At 71.2% G+C, this 19,867-nt stretch carries 19 protein-coding genes; 8 read left to right on the top strand and 11 right to left on the bottom strand.

What is annotated here, in order from left to right:
* Window positions 1-51: 51 nt before the first annotated feature.
* The 5 genes from AB0I60_RS33945 (at window position 52) to AB0I60_RS33925 (ending at window position 4,840) form a co-directional block, all read left to right on the top strand.
* Window positions 52-2,874, top strand: a complete 2,823-nt coding sequence (locus AB0I60_RS33945) for a vitamin B12-dependent ribonucleotide reductase (RefSeq protein WP_360737385.1) — start codon at window positions 52-54, stop codon at window positions 2,872-2,874.
* A 183-nt stretch (window positions 2,875-3,057) separates the two neighbouring features.
* Window positions 3,058-3,474: a prevent-host-death protein gene (locus tag AB0I60_RS33940; RefSeq protein WP_360737382.1), complete on the top strand. Its 417-nt coding sequence runs from the start codon at window positions 3,058-3,060 to the stop codon at window positions 3,472-3,474.
* A gap of 65 nt (window positions 3,475-3,539) precedes the next feature.
* Window positions 3,540-3,899, top strand: coding sequence for a cytotoxic translational repressor of toxin-antitoxin stability system (locus AB0I60_RS33935; RefSeq protein ID WP_360737380.1), 360 nt, complete (start codon window positions 3,540-3,542; stop codon window positions 3,897-3,899).
* 327 nt (window positions 3,900-4,226) lie between these two features.
* Window positions 4,227-4,427 (top strand): hypothetical protein, encoded by a 201-nt coding sequence (locus AB0I60_RS33930; protein WP_360737377.1) that lies wholly within the window; start codon window positions 4,227-4,229, stop codon window positions 4,425-4,427.
* The gene (locus AB0I60_RS33925; RefSeq protein ID WP_360737374.1) at window positions 4,424-4,840 is read left to right on the top strand and encodes a PIN domain-containing protein; all 417 of its coding nucleotides are present in this window, start codon (window positions 4,424-4,426) and stop codon (window positions 4,838-4,840) included. The genes AB0I60_RS33930 and AB0I60_RS33925 overlap by 4 nt, the downstream gene beginning before the upstream one ends.
* 52 nt (window positions 4,841-4,892) lie before the next feature.
* Here the strand turns inward: AB0I60_RS33925 and AB0I60_RS33920 are convergent, their stop codons facing one another.
* From AB0I60_RS33920 to AB0I60_RS33905, 4 genes are all read right to left on the bottom strand, one after another.
* Window positions 4,893-5,642: a succinate dehydrogenase/fumarate reductase iron-sulfur subunit gene (locus AB0I60_RS33920; protein WP_360737372.1), complete on the bottom strand. Its 750-nt coding sequence runs from the start codon at window positions 5,640-5,642 to the stop codon at window positions 4,893-4,895.
* A 1-nt stretch (window position 5,643) separates the two neighbouring features.
* Window positions 5,644-7,515 carry a fumarate reductase/succinate dehydrogenase flavoprotein subunit gene (locus AB0I60_RS33915; protein ID WP_360737370.1) on the bottom strand — a complete coding sequence of 624 codons (1,872 nt, stop codon included), beginning with the start codon at window positions 7,513-7,515 and terminating at the stop codon, window positions 5,644-5,646.
* 10 nt (window positions 7,516-7,525) lie between these two features.
* Window positions 7,526-8,287: a hypothetical protein gene (locus AB0I60_RS33910; protein ID WP_360737367.1), complete on the bottom strand. Its 762-nt coding sequence runs from the start codon at window positions 8,285-8,287 to the stop codon at window positions 7,526-7,528.
* 183 nt (window positions 8,288-8,470) lie between these two features.
* A complete protein-coding gene (locus tag AB0I60_RS33905) occupies window positions 8,471-8,761 on the bottom strand; it encodes a hypothetical protein (protein WP_360737365.1) in 291 nt (96 codons plus the stop codon).
* A 222-nt stretch (window positions 8,762-8,983) separates the two neighbouring features.
* Between AB0I60_RS33905 and edd the strand changes: the two genes are divergently transcribed.
* Together edd and eda are read left to right on the top strand one after the other, a co-directional pair.
* A complete protein-coding gene (edd, locus tag AB0I60_RS33900; RefSeq protein WP_360737362.1) occupies window positions 8,984-10,849 on the top strand; it encodes a phosphogluconate dehydratase in 1,866 nt (621 codons plus the stop codon).
* Window positions 10,846-11,466 carry a bifunctional 4-hydroxy-2-oxoglutarate aldolase/2-dehydro-3-deoxy-phosphogluconate aldolase gene (gene eda, locus AB0I60_RS33895; RefSeq protein ID WP_360737359.1) on the top strand — a complete coding sequence of 207 codons (621 nt, stop codon included), beginning with the start codon at window positions 10,846-10,848 and terminating at the stop codon, window positions 11,464-11,466. Before edd ends, eda begins: the two co-directional genes overlap by 4 nt.
* A gap of 49 nt (window positions 11,467-11,515) precedes the next feature.
* Here eda and AB0I60_RS33890 read toward each other — a convergent pair whose 3' ends face one another.
* The 5 genes from AB0I60_RS33890 to AB0I60_RS33870 form a co-directional block, all read right to left on the bottom strand.
* Window positions 11,516-12,157 (bottom strand): HAD family hydrolase, encoded by a 642-nt coding sequence (locus tag AB0I60_RS33890; RefSeq protein WP_360737356.1) that lies wholly within the window; start codon window positions 12,155-12,157, stop codon window positions 11,516-11,518.
* A gap of 91 nt (window positions 12,158-12,248) precedes the next feature.
* Entirely contained in the window at window positions 12,249-12,722 is a 474-nt protein-coding gene (locus AB0I60_RS33885; protein WP_360737641.1) for a regulatory protein RecX, read from the bottom strand.
* A gap of 701 nt (window positions 12,723-13,423) precedes the next feature.
* On the bottom strand, window positions 13,424-14,464 hold the full coding sequence (gene recA, locus AB0I60_RS33880; protein WP_360737353.1) for a recombinase RecA: 1,041 nt from the start codon (window positions 14,462-14,464) through the stop codon (window positions 13,424-13,426).
* A 171-nt stretch (window positions 14,465-14,635) separates the two neighbouring features.
* A complete protein-coding gene (locus AB0I60_RS33875; protein ID WP_360737350.1) occupies window positions 14,636-14,830 on the bottom strand; it encodes a DUF3046 domain-containing protein in 195 nt (64 codons plus the stop codon).
* A gap of 10 nt (window positions 14,831-14,840) precedes the next feature.
* On the bottom strand, window positions 14,841-15,302 hold the full coding sequence (locus tag AB0I60_RS33870; RefSeq protein ID WP_360737347.1) for a cupin domain-containing protein: 462 nt from the start codon (window positions 15,300-15,302) through the stop codon (window positions 14,841-14,843).
* 70 nt (window positions 15,303-15,372) lie between these two features.
* On the opposite strand from AB0I60_RS33870, the gene AB0I60_RS33865 reads away from it, so the two are divergent.
* The gene (locus AB0I60_RS33865; protein ID WP_360737345.1) at window positions 15,373-16,212 is read left to right on the top strand and encodes a LysR family transcriptional regulator; all 840 of its coding nucleotides are present in this window, start codon (window positions 15,373-15,375) and stop codon (window positions 16,210-16,212) included.
* A 120-nt stretch (window positions 16,213-16,332) separates the two neighbouring features.
* Here AB0I60_RS33865 and AB0I60_RS33860 read toward each other — a convergent pair whose 3' ends face one another.
* Entirely contained in the window at window positions 16,333-17,574 is a 1,242-nt protein-coding gene (locus tag AB0I60_RS33860) for an MFS transporter (RefSeq protein ID WP_360737343.1), read from the bottom strand.
* 49 nt (window positions 17,575-17,623) lie between these two features.
* Entirely contained in the window at window positions 17,624-19,537 is a 1,914-nt protein-coding gene (locus AB0I60_RS33855; protein WP_360737639.1) for an Hsp70 family protein, read from the bottom strand.
* Window positions 19,538-19,867 lie beyond the last annotated feature (330 nt).

Genomic DNA, 19,867 nt, shown 5'->3' with positions numbered 1-19,867 from the left:
GACGTTGGTCGCACCACCGATTTCGACGACGCGCGGAAAGAGGAACGGGGAATGACGGAAACCGTTGGTGGCACCAGCAAGAAGACGGCCACCCGGAACGGTGCGGGGGACAAGCGCCTCGCCGTGGCCCGCGTTTACACCACCGAGGGCGTGCACCCCTACGACGAGGTGACGTGGGAGCGCCGCGACGTCGTCATGACGAACTGGCGCGACGGCTCGATCAACTTCGAGCAGCGCGGTGTCGAGTTCCCGGACTTCTGGTCGGTGAACGCGACGAACATCGTGACCAGCAAGTACTTCCGGGGCGCGGTGGGCACCCCGCAGCGCGAGCACAGCCTGCGCCAGCTCATCGACCGCGTCGTCAAGACCTACACCGAGGCGGGTGTCGAGCACGGCTACTTCGGCACCGACGAGGACGCCACGGCGTTCGAGCACGAGCTGACCTGGATGCTGCTGCACCAGGTGTTCAGCTTCAACTCGCCGGTGTGGTTCAACGTCGGCACGAACTCGCCGCAGCAGGTCAGCGCGTGCTTCATCCTCGCCGTGGACGACACCATGGAGTCGATCCTCAACTGGTACCGCGAGGAGGGCCTGATCTTCAAGGGCGGTTCGGGCGCGGGCCTGAACCTCTCGCGCATCCGCTCCTCCAAGGAGCTGCTGTCCTCGGGCGGCACGGCATCCGGCCCGGTCTCGTTCATGCGCGGCGCGGACGCGTCGGCGGGCACCATCAAGTCGGGTGGCGCGACCCGCCGCGCGGCGAAGATGGTCGTGCTCGACGTGGACCACCCCGACGTCGAGGAGTTCATCGAGACCAAGGCGCGGGAGGAGGACAAGGTCCGCGCGCTGCGCGACGCCGGGTTCGACATGGACCTGGGCGGTCGGGACATCGTCTCCGTGCAGTACCAGAACGCGAACAACTCGATCCGGGTGTCGGACGAGTTCATGCACGCCTACGAGAACGGCGGCCAGTTCGGCCTGCGCGCCCGCCAGACGGGCGAGGTGATCGAGCACGTCGACGCCAAGTCGCTGTTCCGCAAGCTGGCCAAGGCGGCGTGGGAGTGCGCCGACCCGGGCATCCAGTACGACGGGACGATCAACGACTGGCACACCACGCCGGAGTCCGGTCGGATCACCGCCTCGAACCCGTGCTCGGAGTACATGCACCTGGACAACTCCAGCTGCAACCTCGCATCGCTGAACCTGATGAAGTTCCTCAAGGACGACGGCCGGTTCGACGCGGAGCTGTTCGCCAAGTCGGTCGAGCTGGTCATCACCGCGATGGAGATCTCGATCAGCTTCGCGGACTTCCCGACCGAGCCGATCGCAGAGACCACCCGCAAGTTCCGCCAGCTCGGCATCGGCTACGCCAACCTGGGCGCGCTGCTGATGGCCACCGGCCACGCCTACGACTCGGAGGGCGGCCGTTCGCTCGCCGCCACCATCACCTCGCTGATGCAGGCGGTGGCCTACAAGCGGTCCGCCGAGCTGGCCGGGATCGTCGGCCCGTACGAGGGCTACGCCCGCAACGCCGAGGCGCACCAGCGGGTCATCCGCAAGCACGCCGCCGCCAACGACCTGATCCGCACGCTCCACGCGAACGACTCGGCGGTGCACAAGGTCGCCACCCGCGCGTGGCAGGACGGCATCCAGGTCGGCGCGAAGAACGGCTGGCGCAACGCGCAGGCGTCGGTGCTGGCCCCGACCGGCACCATCGGCCTGATGATGGACTGCGACACCACCGGCATCGAGCCCGACCTCGCCCTGGTCAAGTTCAAGAAGCTGGTCGGCGGCGGCTCCATGCAGATCGTCAACCAGACGGTGCCGCGCGCGCTGAAGTCCCTGGGCTACCAGGACGAGCAGGTCGAGGCGATCGTCGAGTTCATCGGCGAGCACGGCCACGTGGTCGACGCGCCCGGCCTCAAGCTGGAGCACTACGAGGTCTTCGACTGCGCCATGGGCGACCGCTCCATCGCGCCGATGGGCCACGTCCGGATGATGGCGGCGGTCCAGCCGTTCCTGTCCGGCGCGATCTCCAAGACGGTGAACATGCCGGAGACGGCGACCGTCGAGGACGTCGAGGACGTCTACTACCAGGGCTGGAAGATGGGCCTGAAGGCGCTGGCCATCTACCGCGACAACTGCAAGGTCGGCCAGCCGCTGTCGGCGGGCAAGTCCGCGAAGGCGTCGGCCGAGGCCAAGCCCGAGACGGTCGTGGAGTACCGCCCGGTCCGCAAGCGGCTGCCCAAGAAGCGCCCGTCTCAGACCGTGTCGTTCACGGTGGGCGGCGCGGAGGGCTACCTGCACGCCGGCTCGTACCCGGACGACGGCCTGGGCGAGATCTTCGTCAAGCTCGGCAAGCAGGGCTCCACCCTGGCCGGCGTGATGGACGCGTTCTCGATGTCGATCTCGGTGGGCCTCCAGTACGGCATCCCGCTGGAGTTCTACGTCTCGAAGTTCCAGAACTTGCGCTTCGAGCCGGCCGGCATGACCGACGACCCGGACGTCCGGATCGCCACCAGCGTCCTGGACTACCTGTTCCGCCGCCTGGCGCTGGACTACCTGCCGTTCGAGAAGCGCTCGCAGCTCGGCATCTTCACCGCCGACGAGCGGACCGCGCAGGTGAACGAGAACTACGGCAGCGGCGACGTGGACCTGGAGGGCCTGCGCACGTCGGTCGACGCGACCCCGAAGGCCGCCGTCGAGGAGAAGCCGCAGGCGCAGAACGTCCAGGTGGGCAGCTCCACCGAGCTGCTGGAACTGCACCTGGGCACGACCGCCGACGCCCCGCTGTGCATGACCTGCGGCACGAAGATGCGCCCGGCGGGCTCGTGCTACCTGTGCGAGGGCTGCGGCTCCACCTCCGGGTGCAGCTGATCGCGTTCAGCAGGTGAAGTAGCCGGTCGGAGCCGGGGCGACGGATGTTGCCCCGGCTCTGCCACCTCCGCTCGCAGTCGCAGCACGCGCAGAAGCACTTGACGTACTTGACGTACTTGACGTACTTGACGTACTTACGTCGCGCAGGCATCCTGGTCGTCAGGACCACCCGGGGAGGCCGGCATGTCTGCAGTTCACTACGACAGCTACACCGACGCTCGCGCGCACTTGAAGGACTTGCTGGATGCTGCGGAGACGGGGCGGGTTGCCACGGTTCGTCGTGATTCGGCCACGACAGCTGTCGTGGACGTGAAGCGGCTGCGCGACTTCCTCGCATCGATCGTTCCGGCGCGCACCCAGGTCGTCCCGGAGGCAGGCGGCTGGTCGGTGTTCATCCCAGGGCTGCCGGTGGCCGCTGACGGCGCGTCGTTCGACGAGGCGATCACCGAGATGATCGACGCTCTGCGGGAGTACGCGGACGACTGGCAGGAGCGCCTGCTCAACGCCCCGAACCACCGCGACAACTGGGGATTGGTGCACCTGATCAGCTTCAGCGACGACGAGCAGCTACGCGACTGGCTCGTCGGTTCCGCGCGGTGACTTCCTGGCCGCAGCCCACGCGCAGAGATCACGAAACGTTCTGCCGGGCAGAGGAATGGCGCCGGGTGCGCGACGCCCGCGGCCGAACCGGGACGCATCACGTCACCTGTGAACTCGATCTTGTCGACGGCAGGGTTCTGCGCACCCGCGTCTCGCACCCGGTGGACCGCACGAACTACGGGCAGAGCGTGTGGAAGCACATCCTCCGCGATCAACTCGACGTCGACGAACCGACGTTCTGGTCATGCGTGCGGGACGGCATCAGACCTGCTCGTGGGGCGCCTGAGCCGCCGGCGGCGGCCCTGCCCGCCGACCTCGTGCACATGTTGATCACGCGTGCCGGCCTCGACGAGTCCGAGGTGGCCGGGATGAGCAAGGACGAAGCGGTCGCCAGGCTCCAGCGCTACTGGACCGAGGGCGGCTGAGCAGGGCCGGGCCGACGGTCGTCGGTGAACGGAATCAATGGATCTCCTGTTGCATGTGATGCAACAGCAGCTCCACCTTACTACCGCTGGTAGTATCGAACTATGGCCGCACGCCCTTTCGAGCCCGCTGACGCGGAGGTGGGTCCACCTTCGCTCGCCGGTCATGCTGAATCGGTGACGAGGCTCGCCCGACAACTGGCGTCCCTCCACGGCACGGGCGAGGCATCGCCTCCGTGGCATCCACCGTCCGGAGATGACCCGGTCGCCCACCCGGAGTCCCGGCAAGCCGGCCACCCCCTCGGACGAGCGCGCAAGGTCAGCGTGTCGATGCCCGAGGAGCTGACTGCGGCCGTGCAACGACGGGTGGGTCGTGGCGAGTTCAGCCAGTACGTGACCGAAGCCGTCGCACGGCAGTTGGAGCTGGACCTGCTGGGTGAGCTGGCCGCGTTGCTGGACGAGGAGCACGGCCCCGTGCCGGAGCGGTTCTTGGCGGAGGCGGGAGCGGCTTGGCCGGACGTCCGGCAGTGAGCGGCGGGACCCTGGTCCTCGACAGTGAAGGGTTGGTCAAGATCGCGGCCGGGGACCCCCGTGCCCGGGCCTACCTGGACACCGCACGTCTTCGTCGCGGCAGGGCCGTCGTCAGCGCGGTCACCTTGGCGGAGGTGCTTCGCGGAGGAGCCCGTGACGCACCGGTACACCGCGTTCTGTCCAGAGTCGTGGTCGTACCGGTGACCCCAGAAATCGGACGGTCCGCCGGGGAACTGCTCGGGAGCACCGGCCTGTCCGGGCATCGGTGCGCAGTCGACGCAATGGTCGCGGCCACCGCGTTGAGGCAAGCTCGCCCCGTCGTACTGCTCACCAGCGATCCTGACGACCTGCACCGGCTGGTCGAAGAACCGCAACGCGCGAAAGAGGAGCGCGTAGTGGTCGTACACGTCTGACCGGTTCGTCCATGCGGAGTCGGCCGGGTGGCGACCACCCGGCCGACTGCCATCAGGACCTGCGGAACAGCTTGTCGCCCAGCCAGACGAGCGGGTCGTAGCGGCGGTCCGCGACGCGTTCCTTCATCGGGATCAGGGCGTTGTCGGTGATCTTGATGTGCTCCGGGCAGACCTCCGTGCAGCACTTGGTGATGTTGCACAGGCCGAGGCCGTGCTCGGACTGCGCGTCCCGGACCCGGTCCGCCTCGTCCAGCGGGTGCATCTCCAGTTCCGCCACCCGCATCAGGAACCTCGGGCCGGAGAACGCCTCCTTGTTCTCCTCGTGGTCGCGCACCACGTGGCAGGTGTTCTGGCACAGGAAGCACTCGATGCACTTGCGGAACTCCTGGGACCGCTCGACGTCGACCTGGGCCATCCGGTAGTCGCCCGGCGCGACGCCCTTCGGCGGCTGGAACGCCTTGACTTCACGCGCCTTCTCGTAGTTGTAGGACACGTCGGTCACGAGGTCGCGGATCACCGGGAACGTGCGCATCGGCGTGACGGTGACCGTCTCGTCCTCGGCGAACACCGACATCCGGGTCATGCACAGCAGCCGGGGCCGGCCGTTGATCTCCGCCGAGCACGAGCCGCACTTGCCGGCCTTGCAGTTCCACCGCACGGCCAGGTCCGCCGCCTGGGTGGCCTGCAACCGGTGGATCACGTCGAGGACGACCTCGCCCTCGTTCACCTCCACGGTGAAGTCGTGCAGGCCGCCCCCGTCCGCATCACCGCGCCACACCCTGAAGTGCCCCTGGTACCCCATGTCAGCCCTCCAGTTCGTCGGCGGTCAGGTACTTCTGCAGCTCGGTGGACTCGAACAGCGCCAGCAGGTCCGCCCGGATCGGGACCTGCGGCTGCTCGGCGACCTCGACGTCCGCGCCGGACGCCGTGCACACCAACAGCTTCCGCCGCCAGTCGGGGTCCATGCCCGGGTGGTCGTCGCGGGTGTGGCCGCCGCGCGACTCGGTGCGCAGCAGCGCCGCGCGGGCCACGCACTCGCTGACCAGCAGCATGTTCCGCAGGTCCAGCGCCAAGTGCCAGCCGGGGTTGAACTGGCGGTGGCCCTCGACGGTCAGCGAGAGCGCGCGCTGCTTGAGGTCGTCCAGGCGCTGCAGCGCCTGGCCCATCTCCTCGGCCCGCCGGATGATGCCGACCAGGTCGTTCATCGCCTGCTGCAACTCCACGTGCAGCGTGTACGGGTTCTCGCCGCCCTCGCGCGAGAACGGTTCCACGGCGACGCGGTGCGCCTCGGCGACCGCCTCGTCCGAGCACGCCGGCCGCTCGCCGAGCCCGGACACGTAGGCCGCCGCGCCTTCGCCCGCGCGGCGGCCGAACACCAGCAGGTCGGACAGCGAGTTGCCGCCGAGCCGGTTGGAGCCGTGCATCCCGCCGGACACCTCGCCGGCCGCGAACAGCCCCGGCACCGAGGACGCCCCGGTGTCGGGTTCGACCTGCACGCCGCCCATCACGTAGTGGCAGGTCGGCCCGACCTCCATCGGCTGCGCGGTGATGTCGACGTCCGCCAGCTCCTTGAACTGGTGGTGCATCGACGGCAGCCGCCGGACGATCTCCTCGGCGGGCAGCCGGGTCGACACGTCCAGGAACACGCCGCCGTGCTCGGAACCCCGACCCGCCTTGACCTCCGAGTTGATGGCGCGCGCCACCTCGTCGCGCGGCAGCAGCTCCGGGGGCCGGCGGTTGTGGTCGGGATCGGCGTACCAGCGGTCGGCCTCGGCCTCGTTGTCGGCGTACTTGTCCTTGAACACCTCGGGGATGTAGTCGAACATGAACCGCTTGCCGTCCGAGTTGCGCAGCACGCCGCCGTCGCCGCGCACGGACTCGGTGACCAGGATCCCCTTCACCGACGGCGGCCACACCATGCCCGTCGGGTGGAACTGGATGAACTCCATGTTGATCAGCGACGCGCCCGCCCGCAGCGCGAGCGCGTGCCCGTCCCCGGTGTACTCCCACGAGTTCGAGGTCACCTTGAACGACTTGCCGATGCCACCGGTCGCCAGCACCACGGCGGGTGCCTCGAACAGCACGAACCTGCCGGACTCGCGCCAGTACCCGAACGCGCCCGCGATCCGCCCGCCGTCGAGCACCAGCTCCGTGACGGTGAACTCCTGGAAGACCTTCAGCCGCGACTCGTAGTCACCGGTCGCCGCGTGGTCGTCCTGTTGCAGCGACACGACTTTCTGCTGCAACGAGCGGATCAGCTCCAGGCCGGTGCGGTCGCCGACGTGCGCCAGCCTCGGGTACTCGTGGCCGCCGAAGTTGCGCTGGCTGATCCGGCCGTCCTTGGTGCGGTCGAACAGCGCGCCGTAGGTCTCCAACTCCCACACCCGGTCCGGGGCCTCGCGCGCGTGCAGCTCCGCCATCCGCCAGTTGTTCAGGAACTTGCCGCCGCGCATGGTGTCGCGGAAGTGCACCTGCCAGTTGTCGTTGGAGTTGACGTTGCCCATGGCCGCGGCGATGCCGCCCTCGGCCATCACCGTGTGCGCCTTGCCGAACAGCGACTTGCACAGCACCGCCGTGCGCATCCCGTGCTCCCTGGCCTCGATCGCCGCGCGCAGGCCGGCGCCTCCCGCGCCGATCACCAGCACGTCGAACGAATGCCGTTCCACCTCGGGCAAGTCCAACTCCTCAGTCGATGATCCGGAGGTCGGCGATCGTCCCGGAGGAGACCAGCGCGACGTAGAGGTCGGTGACGCAGACGAAGATCAGCGAGGCCCACGCCAACTGCATGTGGCGGGCGTTCAGCTGGGAGATCCGGGTCCACATCCAGTACCGCACGGGGTGCTTGGAGAAGTGCTTGAGCCGCCCGCCCGCGATGTGCCGGCACGAGTGGCAGGACAGCGTGTACGCGCCGAGCAGCGCCACGTTCACCAGCAGCACGATGTTGCCCACGCCGAACCCGGCGGTCAGCGAGTAGACCGCGTCGTAGATGTTGATCAGCAACAGGACCGAGGCCGCGTAGAAGAAGTAGCGGTGCAGGTTCTGGGCGACCAGCGGGAACCGGGTCTCACCGGTGTACTTGGCGTGCGGTTCGGCGACCGCGCACGCCGGCGGCGACATCCAGGCGGAGCGGTAGTACGCCTTGCGGTAGTAGTAGCAGGTCACCCGGAACCCCAGCAGGAACGGGATGATCACCACCGGGGGCGTGAGGAACCCCGGCAGCTCGGGCAGCGGGCGACCGAAGTGCGCCGCCGCCTCCACGCACTCCTGGCTCAGGCAGGGCGAGTACATGGGCGTCAGGTACCGGTACTCGTCGACCCAGTAGTAGTCGCCCATGAAGGTGCGCACCGCCGCGTAGATCGAGATCAGCAGCAGACCCACGACGGTCACCAGGGGCGGTAGCCACCACCGGTCCGTGCGCAACGTGCGCTGGGCGATCTGCGCCCTCATACCTCACCTCGGTTCCACTTCGTTGTGGCGGGGACGGTCGGTCGGTTCGGTCGAGCTCGTTCGGGGACGGGGGTCGGGGCTGCCGGGACCGGGGGCGGGGGCGGGACGGCAGGTCGGGGACAGGGGGCTGGAAAACCGAAACCGGCCCCCGCGTGGTGACGCGGGGGCCGGGCTCGTGGTCGTTCAGGTGTGGCGGTACCCGCCAAGACCCTCGTCGTCGGCGTCGTGCCAGAGCTTGGGGTCGTAGGGGGTGTCCGGCACGACCACGACCTCCCTCTCCACCCGGGGCGCTTCGCGCTGGCGGGGTGTGCGGTCCAGGTCGAGGAGCTCGGTCGCGTCGATGTCCATCCGCTCGACGTCGTTGGCCAGCCGTTGCACCGCGGCGACGTCGCCGTACCGCGCGCGCAGGGAACCGACGCAGTGGCGAAGCTGGCCGAGCGTTCGACGCAGTTCCACGATCTCCGAGGACGTCATGGCAGCACCTCCCTTGGGGGTCCGGGTGCCGACTCTGCCCGCTCCGAGCCGCTGTGACAAGCACCACACGTCGCCGCGTCGCGTCTCACCTCCTGAATCGTTTTTGTGGAGGGGACGCGTCGTGACATAGTGTGGGTGCTGTCACGTCCGTCCGTGCGACGCCAGCGCTGTCGTCCCACCGGGCCCACCACGGCCCGTGATCACCACCGGAGACAGCGAACCATGAGCGTGCACCCCGTCGTCGCCGAGGTGACGGCCCGCATCGCCGCCCGCAGCGCCGCCAGCCGGTCCGCCTACCTGCAGAGAATCGCCGAGTCGTACTCCGAGGGCCCGGTCCGCCGGGACCTCGCGTGCAGCAACTTCGCGCACGGCTTCGCGGGCATCACGGGCGGTGACAAGGAGTTGCTGCGCGCCAACCGTCGCCCGAACGTGGCGATCGTGTCCGCCTACAACGACATGCTGTCCGCGCACCAGCCGATGGACGAGTACCCGGCGTGGATCAAGGACGCGGCGCGCGCGGTCGGCGGCGTCGCCCAGTTCGCGGGCGGCGTGCCCGCGATGTGCGACGGCATCACCCAGGGCCGCGCGGGCATGGAGCTGTCGCTGTTCAGCCGGGACGTGATCGCCATGTCCACCGCCGTCGCCCTGTCGCACGACATGTTCGACGCGGCGCTGCTGCTCGGCGTGTGCGACAAGATCGTGCCCGGCCTGCTCATCGGCGCCCTGTCGTTCGGGCACCTGCCCGCCGTCCTGGTGCCCGCCGGCCCCATGCACTCGGGCCTGCCGAACTCGGAGAAGGCCCGCGTGCGGCAGCTGTTCGCCGAGGGCAAGGCGACCCGGGAGGACCTGCTCGAAGCCGAGGCTGCCTCCTACCACAGCCCCGGCACCTGCACGTTCTACGGCACCGCCAACTCCAACCAGCTCGTGGTCGAGGTGATGGGCCTGCACCTGCCCGGTGCGAGCTTCGTGCCGCCGGGCACCAGGCTGCGGCGCGCGCTGACCGAGGAGGCCGCGCGCCGGGCCGTGGAGATCAGCCGGGGCGACGACTACACGCCCGTCGGCCACGTGGTGGACGAGAAGTCCGTGGTCAACGGCGTGATCGCGCTGCTGGCCACCGGCGGGTCGACCAACCACACCATGCACCTGGTGGCCGTCGCGTCCGCCGCCGGCATCGAACTCGGCTGGGACGACTTCGCCGACCTGTCGGCGGTGGTGCCGCTGCTCACCCGGGTCTACCCGAACGGCAGCGCCGACATCAACCACTTCCAGGCCGCCGGCGGCGTCCAGTTCCTGGTCGGCACGCTGCTCGACGCCGGGCTGCTGCACGCCGACGTGCGCACCGTCGCGGGCACCGGGCTGGACCGCTACCGCCAGGAGCCGACCCTCGTCGAAGGTGTGCTGACCTGGCGGAACGGTCCGGGCCACACGCTGGACCCGGAGGTGCTGCGGCCGGTGTCGGACCCGTTCGCGGCCGACGGCGGGCTGCGGATGCTGAGCGGCAACCTGGGCCGCGCGGTGATCAAGGTGTCGGCGGTCAAGCCCGAGCACCGGGTGGTCGAGGCCCCCGCGCGGGTGTTCACCTCGCAGGAGGCGTTCAGCGCCGCGTTCCGGGCGGGCGAGCTGGAGCGCGACGTCGTGGTCGTGGTTCGGCAGCAGGGCCCGCAGGCCAACGGGATGCCCGAGCTGCACAAGCTCATCCCCGCGCTGGGCGTGCTGGTGGACCGGGGCTTCCGGGTCGCGCTGGTCACCGACGGCCGGATGTCCGGCGCGTCGGGCAAGATCCCGGCCGCCATCCAGGTCACGCCGGAAGCCGCCGTCGGCGGCCCGCTGGCCCGCGTGCGCGACGGCGACGTGCTGCGCGTCGACGCCGGGACCGGCACGCTGGAGGCGCTGGTGGACCCGGCCGAGCTCGCCGCCCGCGATTTGGTGGACTTCCCGCCGGACGCGCAGGCGTGGACCGGCACCGGACGTGAGCTGTTCGCCGCGCTGCGCCGCTCGGTCGGACCGGCCGACCGGGGCGCCAGCGTGTTCGGCCCCATCGCGGCCTCGCACTTCGCGGGCCGCGCGAACCAGGAGGTAACCCGGTGACCACCAGCGCTGATCTGCTGGACCTGTCCCCCGTCATCCCGGTCGTCGTGCTGGACGACGCCGAGCAGGCCGTGCCGCTGGCGCGGGCGCTGCTGCGCGGGGGCATCCGCGTCATCGAGCTGACCCTGCGCACCCCCGCCGCCCTGGGCGCGATCGAGCGGATCGCCGCCGAGGTGCCGGACATCGTGCTGGGTGCGGGCACCGTGACCGCGCCGGAGCACGCCGAGCAGGCCGCCAAGGCCGGTGCGGCGTTCCTGGTCACCCCGGGGTCGACGGCCCGCGTGCTCAACGCCGTGGAGGACACCGGCCTGCCGTTCCTGCCGGGCGCGGCGACCGTGTCCGAGGCGATGGAGCTGGCCGAGCGGGGCCTGACCGCGCTGAAGTTCTTCCCGGCCGAGGCTGCGGGCGGCGCGGACTTCCTCAAGTCGGTCGGCGGCCCGCTGCCCGGCCTGCGCTTCTGCCCGACCGGCGGCATCACGGTGGACACCGCGCCGCGCTACCTGGCGCTGCCGAACGTCGGCTGCGTCGGCGGGTCGTGGCTGACGCCGAAGGACGCGCTGGCCGCCGGCGACTTCGACCGGGTCGAAGCCCTGGCGAAGGCCGCGTCCGCGCTCTGACGCCGACTCCCCCGGTGCCGGGCTCCGCGTCCCGGCACCGGGCGGCTCGTCAGGTGAAGCGGGCGAACGCCTCCTGGATCGAGTCGACCACCGGGACGCCGGTCGCCGTGAGCCGGGGCCGGTCGCCCATGCCGGTGGTGACCAGGACCGCCCGCGCGCCGACGTGCAGCGCCGCCTCGGCGTCGTCCACCACGTCACCGACCAGCAGCACGTCCGCCGGGTCGAGGCCCTGATCGGCGAGGTGCGCGGCCAGGTGCCCGGCCTTCGACCCGCCGCCGGCCGCCCGGCGCAGCCCGTCGACCCGGGTGAACAGGCCGGTCAGCCCGTGCCGGTCGACCAGCGGGACCAGCTCGTCGTGGAACCACAGCGACAGCAGCGACTGCGTGCCCGACCAGCCGCGCAGCAGGTCCGGCACGCCCGCCGCCAGCCGGCACGTGTCCAGCAGCGCGCGGTACTCCTCGTGGTAGAGCACGTCGATGTCGTCCCAGTCCCGCGCGGACAGGGCCCGTCCGAGCAGGCGCTCGTAGCAGGCGGGCAGCGGGCGGCTGAACATCGCGCGCCACTCGTCCAGCTCGACGGCGGCCCGGCCGTAGTGCAGGCACACCCGGTTCACCGCGCCCAGCATGGCGTGGACGTCGTCCAGCAGCGTGCCGTTCCAGTCCCAGACGACGTGCCTCACGGCGTTTCCCACAGCGCCTCCCCCTCGGTCCGCGCCACGATAGCCGGCGCGGACACCGGGACCGGCACCACTGCACCGGTCGCTGTGCGGGAGGAGCACGTGCTCAGTCGGGCAGGAAGTCGTCCAGCGGCGAGTCGACCTCGGCGGCGCGCAGCTCCTCGCGCACCACCCGGTAGGCCATGCCCTCGGCGTAACCCTTGCGCGCCAGGGCACCGACCAGCCGGCGGATCTTCGCCTGGTCGTCCACACCGGACATCGAGCGGAGCTTCTTGCGCACCAGCTCCCGCGCCCGCTCCTGCTCGGCCTCGTCGTCCACGGCCGCGACGGCTTCGGCGGCCACCTCGTCGGCCACGCCCTTGCGCCGCAGCTCCCGCGCCAGCGCCCGACGCCCCAGGCCCTGGTAGGTGTGCCGGGACCGGACCCAGACCTCGGCGAACGCGGCGTCGTCGATCAGACCCGCACGGTCGAACCGCCCGAGCACCAGTTCGGCGGTCTCCTCGCGGATCCCCTTGCGCAGCAGGGCGTCTCTGAGTTCCACGCGGGTGCGGGCCCGCGCGGTCAGCAGGGCGTAGCAGATGTCCGCCGCCTTGCGCCGCTCCTTCGCGGGGTCGACCGGCGCGGCCTCCGCATCCGGCTCGCCCTCCCGCTCCCCACGCCGCCCCGACCCTCGCCCACGACCGGACCGCCCCCTCCCGGAGGCCCCCCGCCCGCGACCGGACTGCTCCTGCCCCTCGCCCCAGGACACCCCCACGGACGAGGACTCGGGCTTGACCGGCGGCTCGAACGCAGACCCGGCCTCAACCGCAGACCCGGCCTCAGCTCCAGCTCCAGGCTCGACCGCAGACCCAGGCTCGACCGCAGACCCGGCCCCAGCCTCGGACACCGGCTCCGCGAACGGATCCTCGGCAGGGCACTCGACCTGCTCGACCCGGGCAAACCCGGGCCCGGCGGGCAGCGCCTCACCCGACGCCGACCGCCGCCGGCCCAACGCCTCGAACGGGTCGTCGTCCACACCACCGACCGGCCCGCCGGCGGGCGTGAACGGCACGGCTTCACCGGCCTCACCCCGGCGCTGGCCCCACACCTCGAACGGGTCGTCCTCGGCCGGCTCAGCGCCCGCCCGGCCGTCCACCGGACCACCGCCCGAACCCACCGGCTCGACATCCGCCCGGCCGTCCACCGGCCCGCCTGACCCGCCCGGCACCGCCGGATCGCCCCAGGCGTCGGCCGCGAGGTCGCGAGGTGCCCCGCGACCACGGCCGCCGTGCCCCGCCACCGCTAGAAGTCGACCGGCGCGGGCGCGCTGTCGTCGGCGTCGAGGGTCGCGCCGATGCCGAGCTTGTCCTTGATCCGCTTCTCGATCTCGTTCGCCACGTCGGGGTTCTCGCGCAGGAACTTGCGGGCGTTCTCCTTGCCCTGCCCGAGCTGGTCGCCCTCGTAGGTGTACCAGGCACCGGACTTGCGCAGGATCGCCTGGTCGACGCCCATGTCGATGAGCGAGCCCTCGCGGCTGATGCCCTGGCCGTAGAGGATGTCGAACTCGGCCTGCTTGAACGGCGGGGCGACCTTGTTCTTCACGACCTTGACGCGGGTGCGGTTGCCGACCGGCTCGCCGCCGTCCTTCAGCGTCTCGATGCGGCGCACGTCCAGGCGGACCGACGCGTAGAACTTCAGCGCCTTGCCACCGGTCGTGGTCTCCGGGGAGCCGAACATCACGCCGATCTTCTCGCGCAGCTGGTTGATGAAGATCGCGGTGGTGCCGGACGTGTTCAGCGCACCGGTGATCTTGCGCAGCGCCTGGCTCATCAACCGCGCCTGGAGGCCGACGTGGTTGTCGCCCATCTCGCCCTCGATCTCGGCCCGGGGCACCAGCGCGGCCACCGAGTCGATCACCAGGATGTCCAGCGCACCGGAGCGGACCAGCATGTCCGCGATCTCCAGCGCCTGCTCGCCGGTGTCCGGCTGGGACACCAGCAGCGCGTCGGTGTCGACGCCGAGCTTGCGGGCGTAGTCCGGGTCGAGCGCGTGCTCCGCGTCGATGAACGCGGCGATGCCGCCGTTGCGCTGGGCGTTGGCCACGGCGTGCAGCGCGACGGTCGTCTTACCGGACGATTCCGGGCCGTAGATCTCCACCACGCGGCCTCGGGGCAGGCCACCGATGCCGAGCGCGACGTCGAGCGCGATCGCGCCGGTCGGGATCACCTCGATCGGGGCGCGGCCTTCCTCGCCGAGCCGCATGACCGAGCCCTTGCCGAACTGCTTGTCGATCTGGGCCAGGGCCAGTTCGAGGGCCTTGTCCCGGTCGGGTGCCTGTGCCATCTGGAGTCCACCTCGGTTTGTCTTCTGGGTCGCTGAGCGATGTCGGGGCCGACGTTACGGGCGGGGTACGACATTTCTCGGCGGAGACCGGGTCACCAGCGGGGATGTGTCACCCGGACGTGTCGGGGACTATAGCCGAACAGGTGTTCGACCGCCCGGTCGACTCGCCGGTCACCGCCGGTGTTCCGGCACGTCGAACGCGTCGCAGACGGCCAACCAGATCTCCTTCGGCGGCAGGCCCGCCTCCAGTGCCTCGTCGGCGGTGCGCCCGCCGAGGGCGGACATCACGTGGTCCCTGGCCACCATCTCCGCCCTGACCTGGCCGAACTCGCCGGACATCAGCTTGCGGAACACCGTATTGCGCATCGCACCCAGGCTAGCGCGCCGCCTTCCACGCCGGGCTGTCGACGTAGTGGTTGTCGTAGAGGTCCTGCGACGCGCCGATCTCGGCGGGGTCGGCCTGACCGCGCTGGACGCGGTCCAGCAGGCGGTAGTAGTCGAACCGGCCCATGCCGGGCGTGAAGACGAACAGCACGTCGGCGTCCGCGCCCTTGGCCGCGCCGAACGCGTGGGGCGTGCGCGGCGGCACGACCAGGAAGTCGCCGCGCTCCAGCGTGAGGACGTCCTGGTCGAGCAGCACCTGAAGGGTGCCGTCGAGCACGAAGAACAGCTCCGACGCCCGGGTGTGGAAGTGCGGCGGCGCACCGTCCGCACCGTCCAGGAAGGTGGAGCGGTTGCTGGTGAGGCCCTCCAGGTCGGCGAGCAGGGTGACGACGGCAGCGGGGTCGGCGGTGAGCTTCTCGGCCTGGTCGGCCCGGATGAGCAGCGTGTTCTCCATGAGGCAACGATCTCCCCGGACGGCGGGCTCATCAACGACCGGGAACGCAACGAACGATAATCTGGGCATTATGGAACGGCGGGACATCGAGATCTTCCTGACCTTGGCCGAGGAGCTGCACTTCAGCCGCACGGCCGCCCGCCTGCACGTCTCCCAGGCCCGCGTCAGCCAGACCGTGAAGCAGTTGGAACGCCGCATCGGGGCGCCCCTGTTCGAGCGCACCAGCAGGCGCGTCGCGCTGACCCCCATCGGTCGGCGGCTGCGCGACGACATCGGCCCCGCGTACCGGCGGATCGTGGAGGGCGTCGAACGCGCCGTCGCGGCCGGGCGCGGCACCGGCCTGCTGCGGGTGGGCTTCGAGGCCCCCGCGCTCGCCGACCTCGTCCCGGACGTCCTGGCCCGCTTCCGCGCCGCGCACCCGGGCAGCGAGGTCCGGGTCCGCGAAGCGCCGTTCGGGGACCCGTTCACGCTGCTCCGGGACGACGAGGTGGACGTGCTGGTGACGCTGTTCCCGGTCGACGAGCCCGACCTCACGGCGGGCCCGGTGGTGCACCGCGAGCCGGTGGTCCTGGCGGTCGCCGACGACCACCCGTTCACCAGGCAGCCGCGCGTCACCATGGAAGACCTCGCCCGCGACACCGTGTTCCGCGCCGCCTTCTGGCGCGACACCACGCCGTCGGGTCTGCCCATCGCGCGTGGCCGCGCCCTCACGACGTTCCAGGAACTCATGACGGTCGTCGTGAACGGTGAAGGCGTGTGCCCGCTGGGCGCGCACGCGGCCGAGTACTTCGCGCGCCCCAAGATCGCGTTCCTGCCCCTTGAAGGCGCTCCTCACCTGGAATGGGGAATGGTGTGGCGCACGGCCGGCGAGACGAGCCGGGTGCGCGGATTCGCCGCCGCCGCCCGCTAACCTCGCACCATGGACGACTCGACGGCCTCGTGGCTCTACCAGATCGTGGTCATCGCGGGTCTGATCGCCGCGATCGTGGTCGGGCTCCGCGCCTGGTGGTACCACCACCGCAGGAAGTGATCAGCGGACCCGCTGCAACGCCGTGAACAGGCACGCCACCAGCAGCGGCAGCGCCGTGAACCCCACGATCAGCCCCAGCGCGGCGTAAGACCAGGCCGTCACCACGATCCCCGCCGTGATGCCGCCGGCCGCACCGCCGATGTTCATGCACAGGTCGGACAGCCCCTGCGCGGCCGGCCGGTCGGCCACCGCGACCGACTCGGTGAGCAGCGCGGACCCCGCCACCAGACCCGCCGACCAGCCGAGGCCGAGCAGCGCCAGACCGACCGCGAGCTGCGGCGCGTCGTGCGCCGGCGCCATGCCCGCGACGCCGGAGGCGGCCACCACCAGCGCCGAGCCGACGGCGAGCACGGGCACCCGGCCCAGCCGGTCGGCCAGCCACCCGAACAGCGGGCTGGCCGCGTACATCGCCGCGACGTGCAGGCTGATCACCACGCCCACGACCTGGAGCGACGACCCCGCGTGGTCCATGTGCACGGGAGTCATCGACATGAGCCCCACCATCGCCGTGTGGCACAGCGTGATACCGCCCAGCGCGAGCTTCCCGGTCGCGGGCAGCGCGCGCCACACCGCGCCGGACCCGCGCGTGTCGCCCACTCCCCCGGCGCAGTGCGCGGGCGTCACCGGTGCCGCCGACTGCGCGGTGGTCAGCGGGTCGGGCCGCAGGAAGCGCAGCACGACCAGCGCGGCCACGCCGAACAGCAGCGCCGCCGCCAGGTACGGGCCCGCACCCACCGGCAGGCCGAGCCCCGCGACGAGCCGCCCCGCCGGGTCGGCCAGGTTGGGCCCGGCGACCGCGCCGAGCGTCGCCGCCCACACCACGACCGCCAGCGCGCGGGCCCGCCGCCGGGGGTGTGCCAGGTCCGTCCCGGCGTACCGGGCGGCCAGGTTCGCGCTGCTCGCGGCCCCGAACAGGACCAGCGCGGCGACCAGCACCTGCCACGAGCCGAGGACCACCGCGCACGCCGCGACCAGGGCGCCGGCCGCGCCCGCGCCGTAGCCGAGGATGAGCGCCGGGCGGCGGCCACGGCGTGCGGCCAGGCGTGCCGAGGGCAGGGCGAACAGGGCCGCGCCGAGGACCGCGGCGGTCTGCGCCAGGCCGCCGACCGCGTCCAAACCGGACAGCGAGGCGGCGATCAGCGTCGACACGGCCAGGCCGATGGTGACGCCCGCCGCGCCGAGCACCTGGGTCACCCCGAGGACCCGGAGCACCCGCCGCTGAACCACCTCGACCGTGGTCATGATCATCATCGTGCCAGGCCGAACGGCCTGCGCACAGCCTCCGTAAGTGTCAGGTACCGGGCTGGACGGTGCTCTCGAAGAAGTCGGCGATGGCGTCGGCCGTGAGGTCGCCACCGCCGCTCTTGGTCACGATGCCGAGCAGCGGCCGGTCGTCCGCAGTGAATGCGAGCAACCCCACACCACCGTCCGCAGCGGCCCGGTACTTGCCCTTCAGCCCGTTGCCCGCCCACTCCGCTTCGACCATGTCGGTCTTCAAGGAGCGGACCACGGCGTCCGCGCCCTGCTGCGCGCCCGTGACCGTCTCGGTGAGGATGTACTGCACCGAGTAGTCGCCCTGGACCGCGCAGCTCACCACGGTGCCCTTGATGGCGCTGATACCCGACACACCGGCCGCACCGCCCGCCTTGCACGTGCTCGTGTCCGGCACCTTGCCCGCGAGCTGCTTCAGGCACTGCGTGAAGCCCTGGGCGTCCTTCTCGGTCTCGGTCTTGCACTCCTCCACGCCGGGCACGCCGTCGCCGGCGAACGCGAAGAAGCCACCCACCGCCGCCACCGCGACCACCACGGCCGCACCCACCGCGATCAGCACGTTCTTGCTCGGCTTCTTCTGCGGCGGCTGCGCGCGCGGCGCGACGCTCGGGAAGTTGAACTGCTGCGGACCCGTCTGCGGGAAGTTCACCTGGTACGGGCCGCTGACCGCCGGGTTGACCTGGTACGGGCCGCTCACCGCCGGGTTCACCGGGTAGGCACCGCTGACCGCCGGGTTCACCGGGTAACCGCCGCTGGCGGTCGGGTTCGGCGGGTACGGGGCGGTGGCGACGGGGTTCGGGCCGGTCACCGGCTTGGTCACCACGGTCGCGGGCTCGGTGGCCACCTTCGCCGGGCGCTGCTCGGCGCGCGGCGTCACGCCGTCCTTGGGCACGTGGTGCGCGCCCAGCGCGACCGCCGTCTCCGGCTGGTCCAGGCTGGTCGGCACCACCCGCACCTGCTCGGTGATCATGGTCGCCACCAGCGGGATCCGGCTCGACCCGCCCACCAGGTAGATGCCCGCGAGCTGGTTGGGCGCCATGCCGGTGGACCGGATCGTCGAGGCCAGCAGCTCCGCGCTGCGCAACATGCTCGGCCGGACCAGCGCCTCCAGGTCGGACCGGTTGACCAGGACGTCCTCGAACGGCTCCGGCATCGGCACCTCGGTGTGCGCGTGCCGCGACAACGACTCCTTGGCCGCCCTCACGTCCTCCTGCAACGCCCGACGCGCACGGCGGTCCGCCGTCGACTCGGGGCGCAGCAGCCGCTGCCAGCCGGCCGGGTCGCGGTGCGACACCTGGCGCCCCACGTGCTCCAACAGCGCCTGGTCCACGTCCAGGCCGCCCAGGTCCGACAGACCGTCCTCGGCGAGCACGGTGAACCCGTTCTGGGTCGCGCCGACGATCGCCACGTCGAACGTGCCCGCGCCCAGGTCGTACACGGCCAGCGCCTGCCCCACCGACAGCGAGGCGTAGTGCGACGCCGCCGCGACCGGTTCGGGCACCATCACGATGTCCGTGGTCACGCCCGCCAGCCGGGCCGCAGACAGCAGCACGTTGCGCCGGGTCGGCCCCCACTGGGCGGGGTGCGTGAGCCGGACCTCGTCCAGCGACTCGCCGCCGAGCTGCCGGGTGGTCTCCTCCAGCACGCGCCGCAGCACGGCCGCCAGCGCCTCGGTGACCGGCACCACGTTGTCCCCGAGCAGCAGCGCCCCGTCGTCCACCCGCCGCTTGGGGTTGGGCTCGAACCGCGAGGGGTCCAACCGCGCCCGCCGCTCGGCGTCACGCCCGACGACCAGCGTGCCGTCCTCTTCGCAGTACACGGCCGAGGGCATCGTGGCGGACCCGTCCACCTCGACGACCCTGGGCGGGCGCCCGTGCGCCGCGAGCACCGCGACGGTGTTGGAAGTGCCCAGGTCAACGGACAGGACGCGCACGATCACCCCTCAACGTATGAACCGTGGAGATCCTGTCACAGCCCCCGCCCACCCGAGGCCAGGTCGGCAGTACGCCACACAATCCACCCCACCACCCCCTCCCACTTCCTCACCTCATCTCCCCTTTCCCTCATCTCCCCCCACCCACTCCCACTCCCGGCGCTCCTCCCCACCCAACGCCCCCACCACGCGAGGCCGACTTCCAGGCGGCCGAGCCGCGGCGCCGGGGGGGGGGCCCAGTAACGGTGGTTACCCCCCTTAATCCTTAATCTATGGTTTTGGTGGCTGGGTTATAACCAGCTAACCCGGCGGGGGGGGGCGGGGGCGGCG

The sequence above is a fragment of the Actinosynnema sp. NPDC050436 genome, from assembly GCF_040655415.1.
GTDB lineage: Bacteria > Actinomycetota > Actinomycetes > Mycobacteriales > Pseudonocardiaceae > Actinosynnema.
Note: the sequence above shows the minus strand (reverse complement) of the source record. Positions and strands in the feature narration are given on the sequence as shown.

Coding starts and splice junctions, on each gene's coding strand:
- AB0I60_RS33945 (WP_360737385.1), top strand. CDS start 52: ATGACGGAAACCGTTGGTGGCACCAGCAAGAAGACGGCCACCCGGAAC.
- AB0I60_RS33940 (WP_360737382.1), top strand. CDS start 3,058: ATGTCTGCAGTTCACTACGACAGCTACACCGACGCTCGCGCGCACTTG.
- AB0I60_RS33930 (WP_360737377.1), top strand. CDS start 4,227: ATGCCCGAGGAGCTGACTGCGGCCGTGCAACGACGGGTGGGTCGTGGC.
- AB0I60_RS33920 (WP_360737372.1), bottom strand. CDS start 5,642: ATGGGGTACCAGGGGCACTTCAGGGTGTGGCGCGGTGATGCGGACGGG.
- AB0I60_RS33910 (WP_360737367.1), bottom strand. CDS start 8,287: ATGAGGGCGCAGATCGCCCAGCGCACGTTGCGCACGGACCGGTGGTGG.
- AB0I60_RS33905 (WP_360737365.1), bottom strand. CDS start 8,761: ATGACGTCCTCGGAGATCGTGGAACTGCGTCGAACGCTCGGCCAGCTT.
- edd (WP_360737362.1), top strand. CDS start 8,984: ATGAGCGTGCACCCCGTCGTCGCCGAGGTGACGGCCCGCATCGCCGCC.
- recA (WP_360737353.1), bottom strand. CDS start 14,464: ATGGCACAGGCACCCGACCGGGACAAGGCCCTCGAACTGGCCCTGGCC.
- AB0I60_RS33875 (WP_360737350.1), bottom strand. CDS start 14,830: ATGCGCAATACGGTGTTCCGCAAGCTGATGTCCGGCGAGTTCGGCCAG.
- AB0I60_RS33870 (WP_360737347.1), bottom strand. CDS start 15,302: ATGGAGAACACGCTGCTCATCCGGGCCGACCAGGCCGAGAAGCTCACC.
- AB0I60_RS33865 (WP_360737345.1), top strand. CDS start 15,373: ATGGAACGGCGGGACATCGAGATCTTCCTGACCTTGGCCGAGGAGCTG.
- AB0I60_RS33860 (WP_360737343.1), bottom strand. CDS start 17,574: ATGACCACGGTCGAGGTGGTTCAGCGGCGGGTGCTCCGGGTCCTCGGG.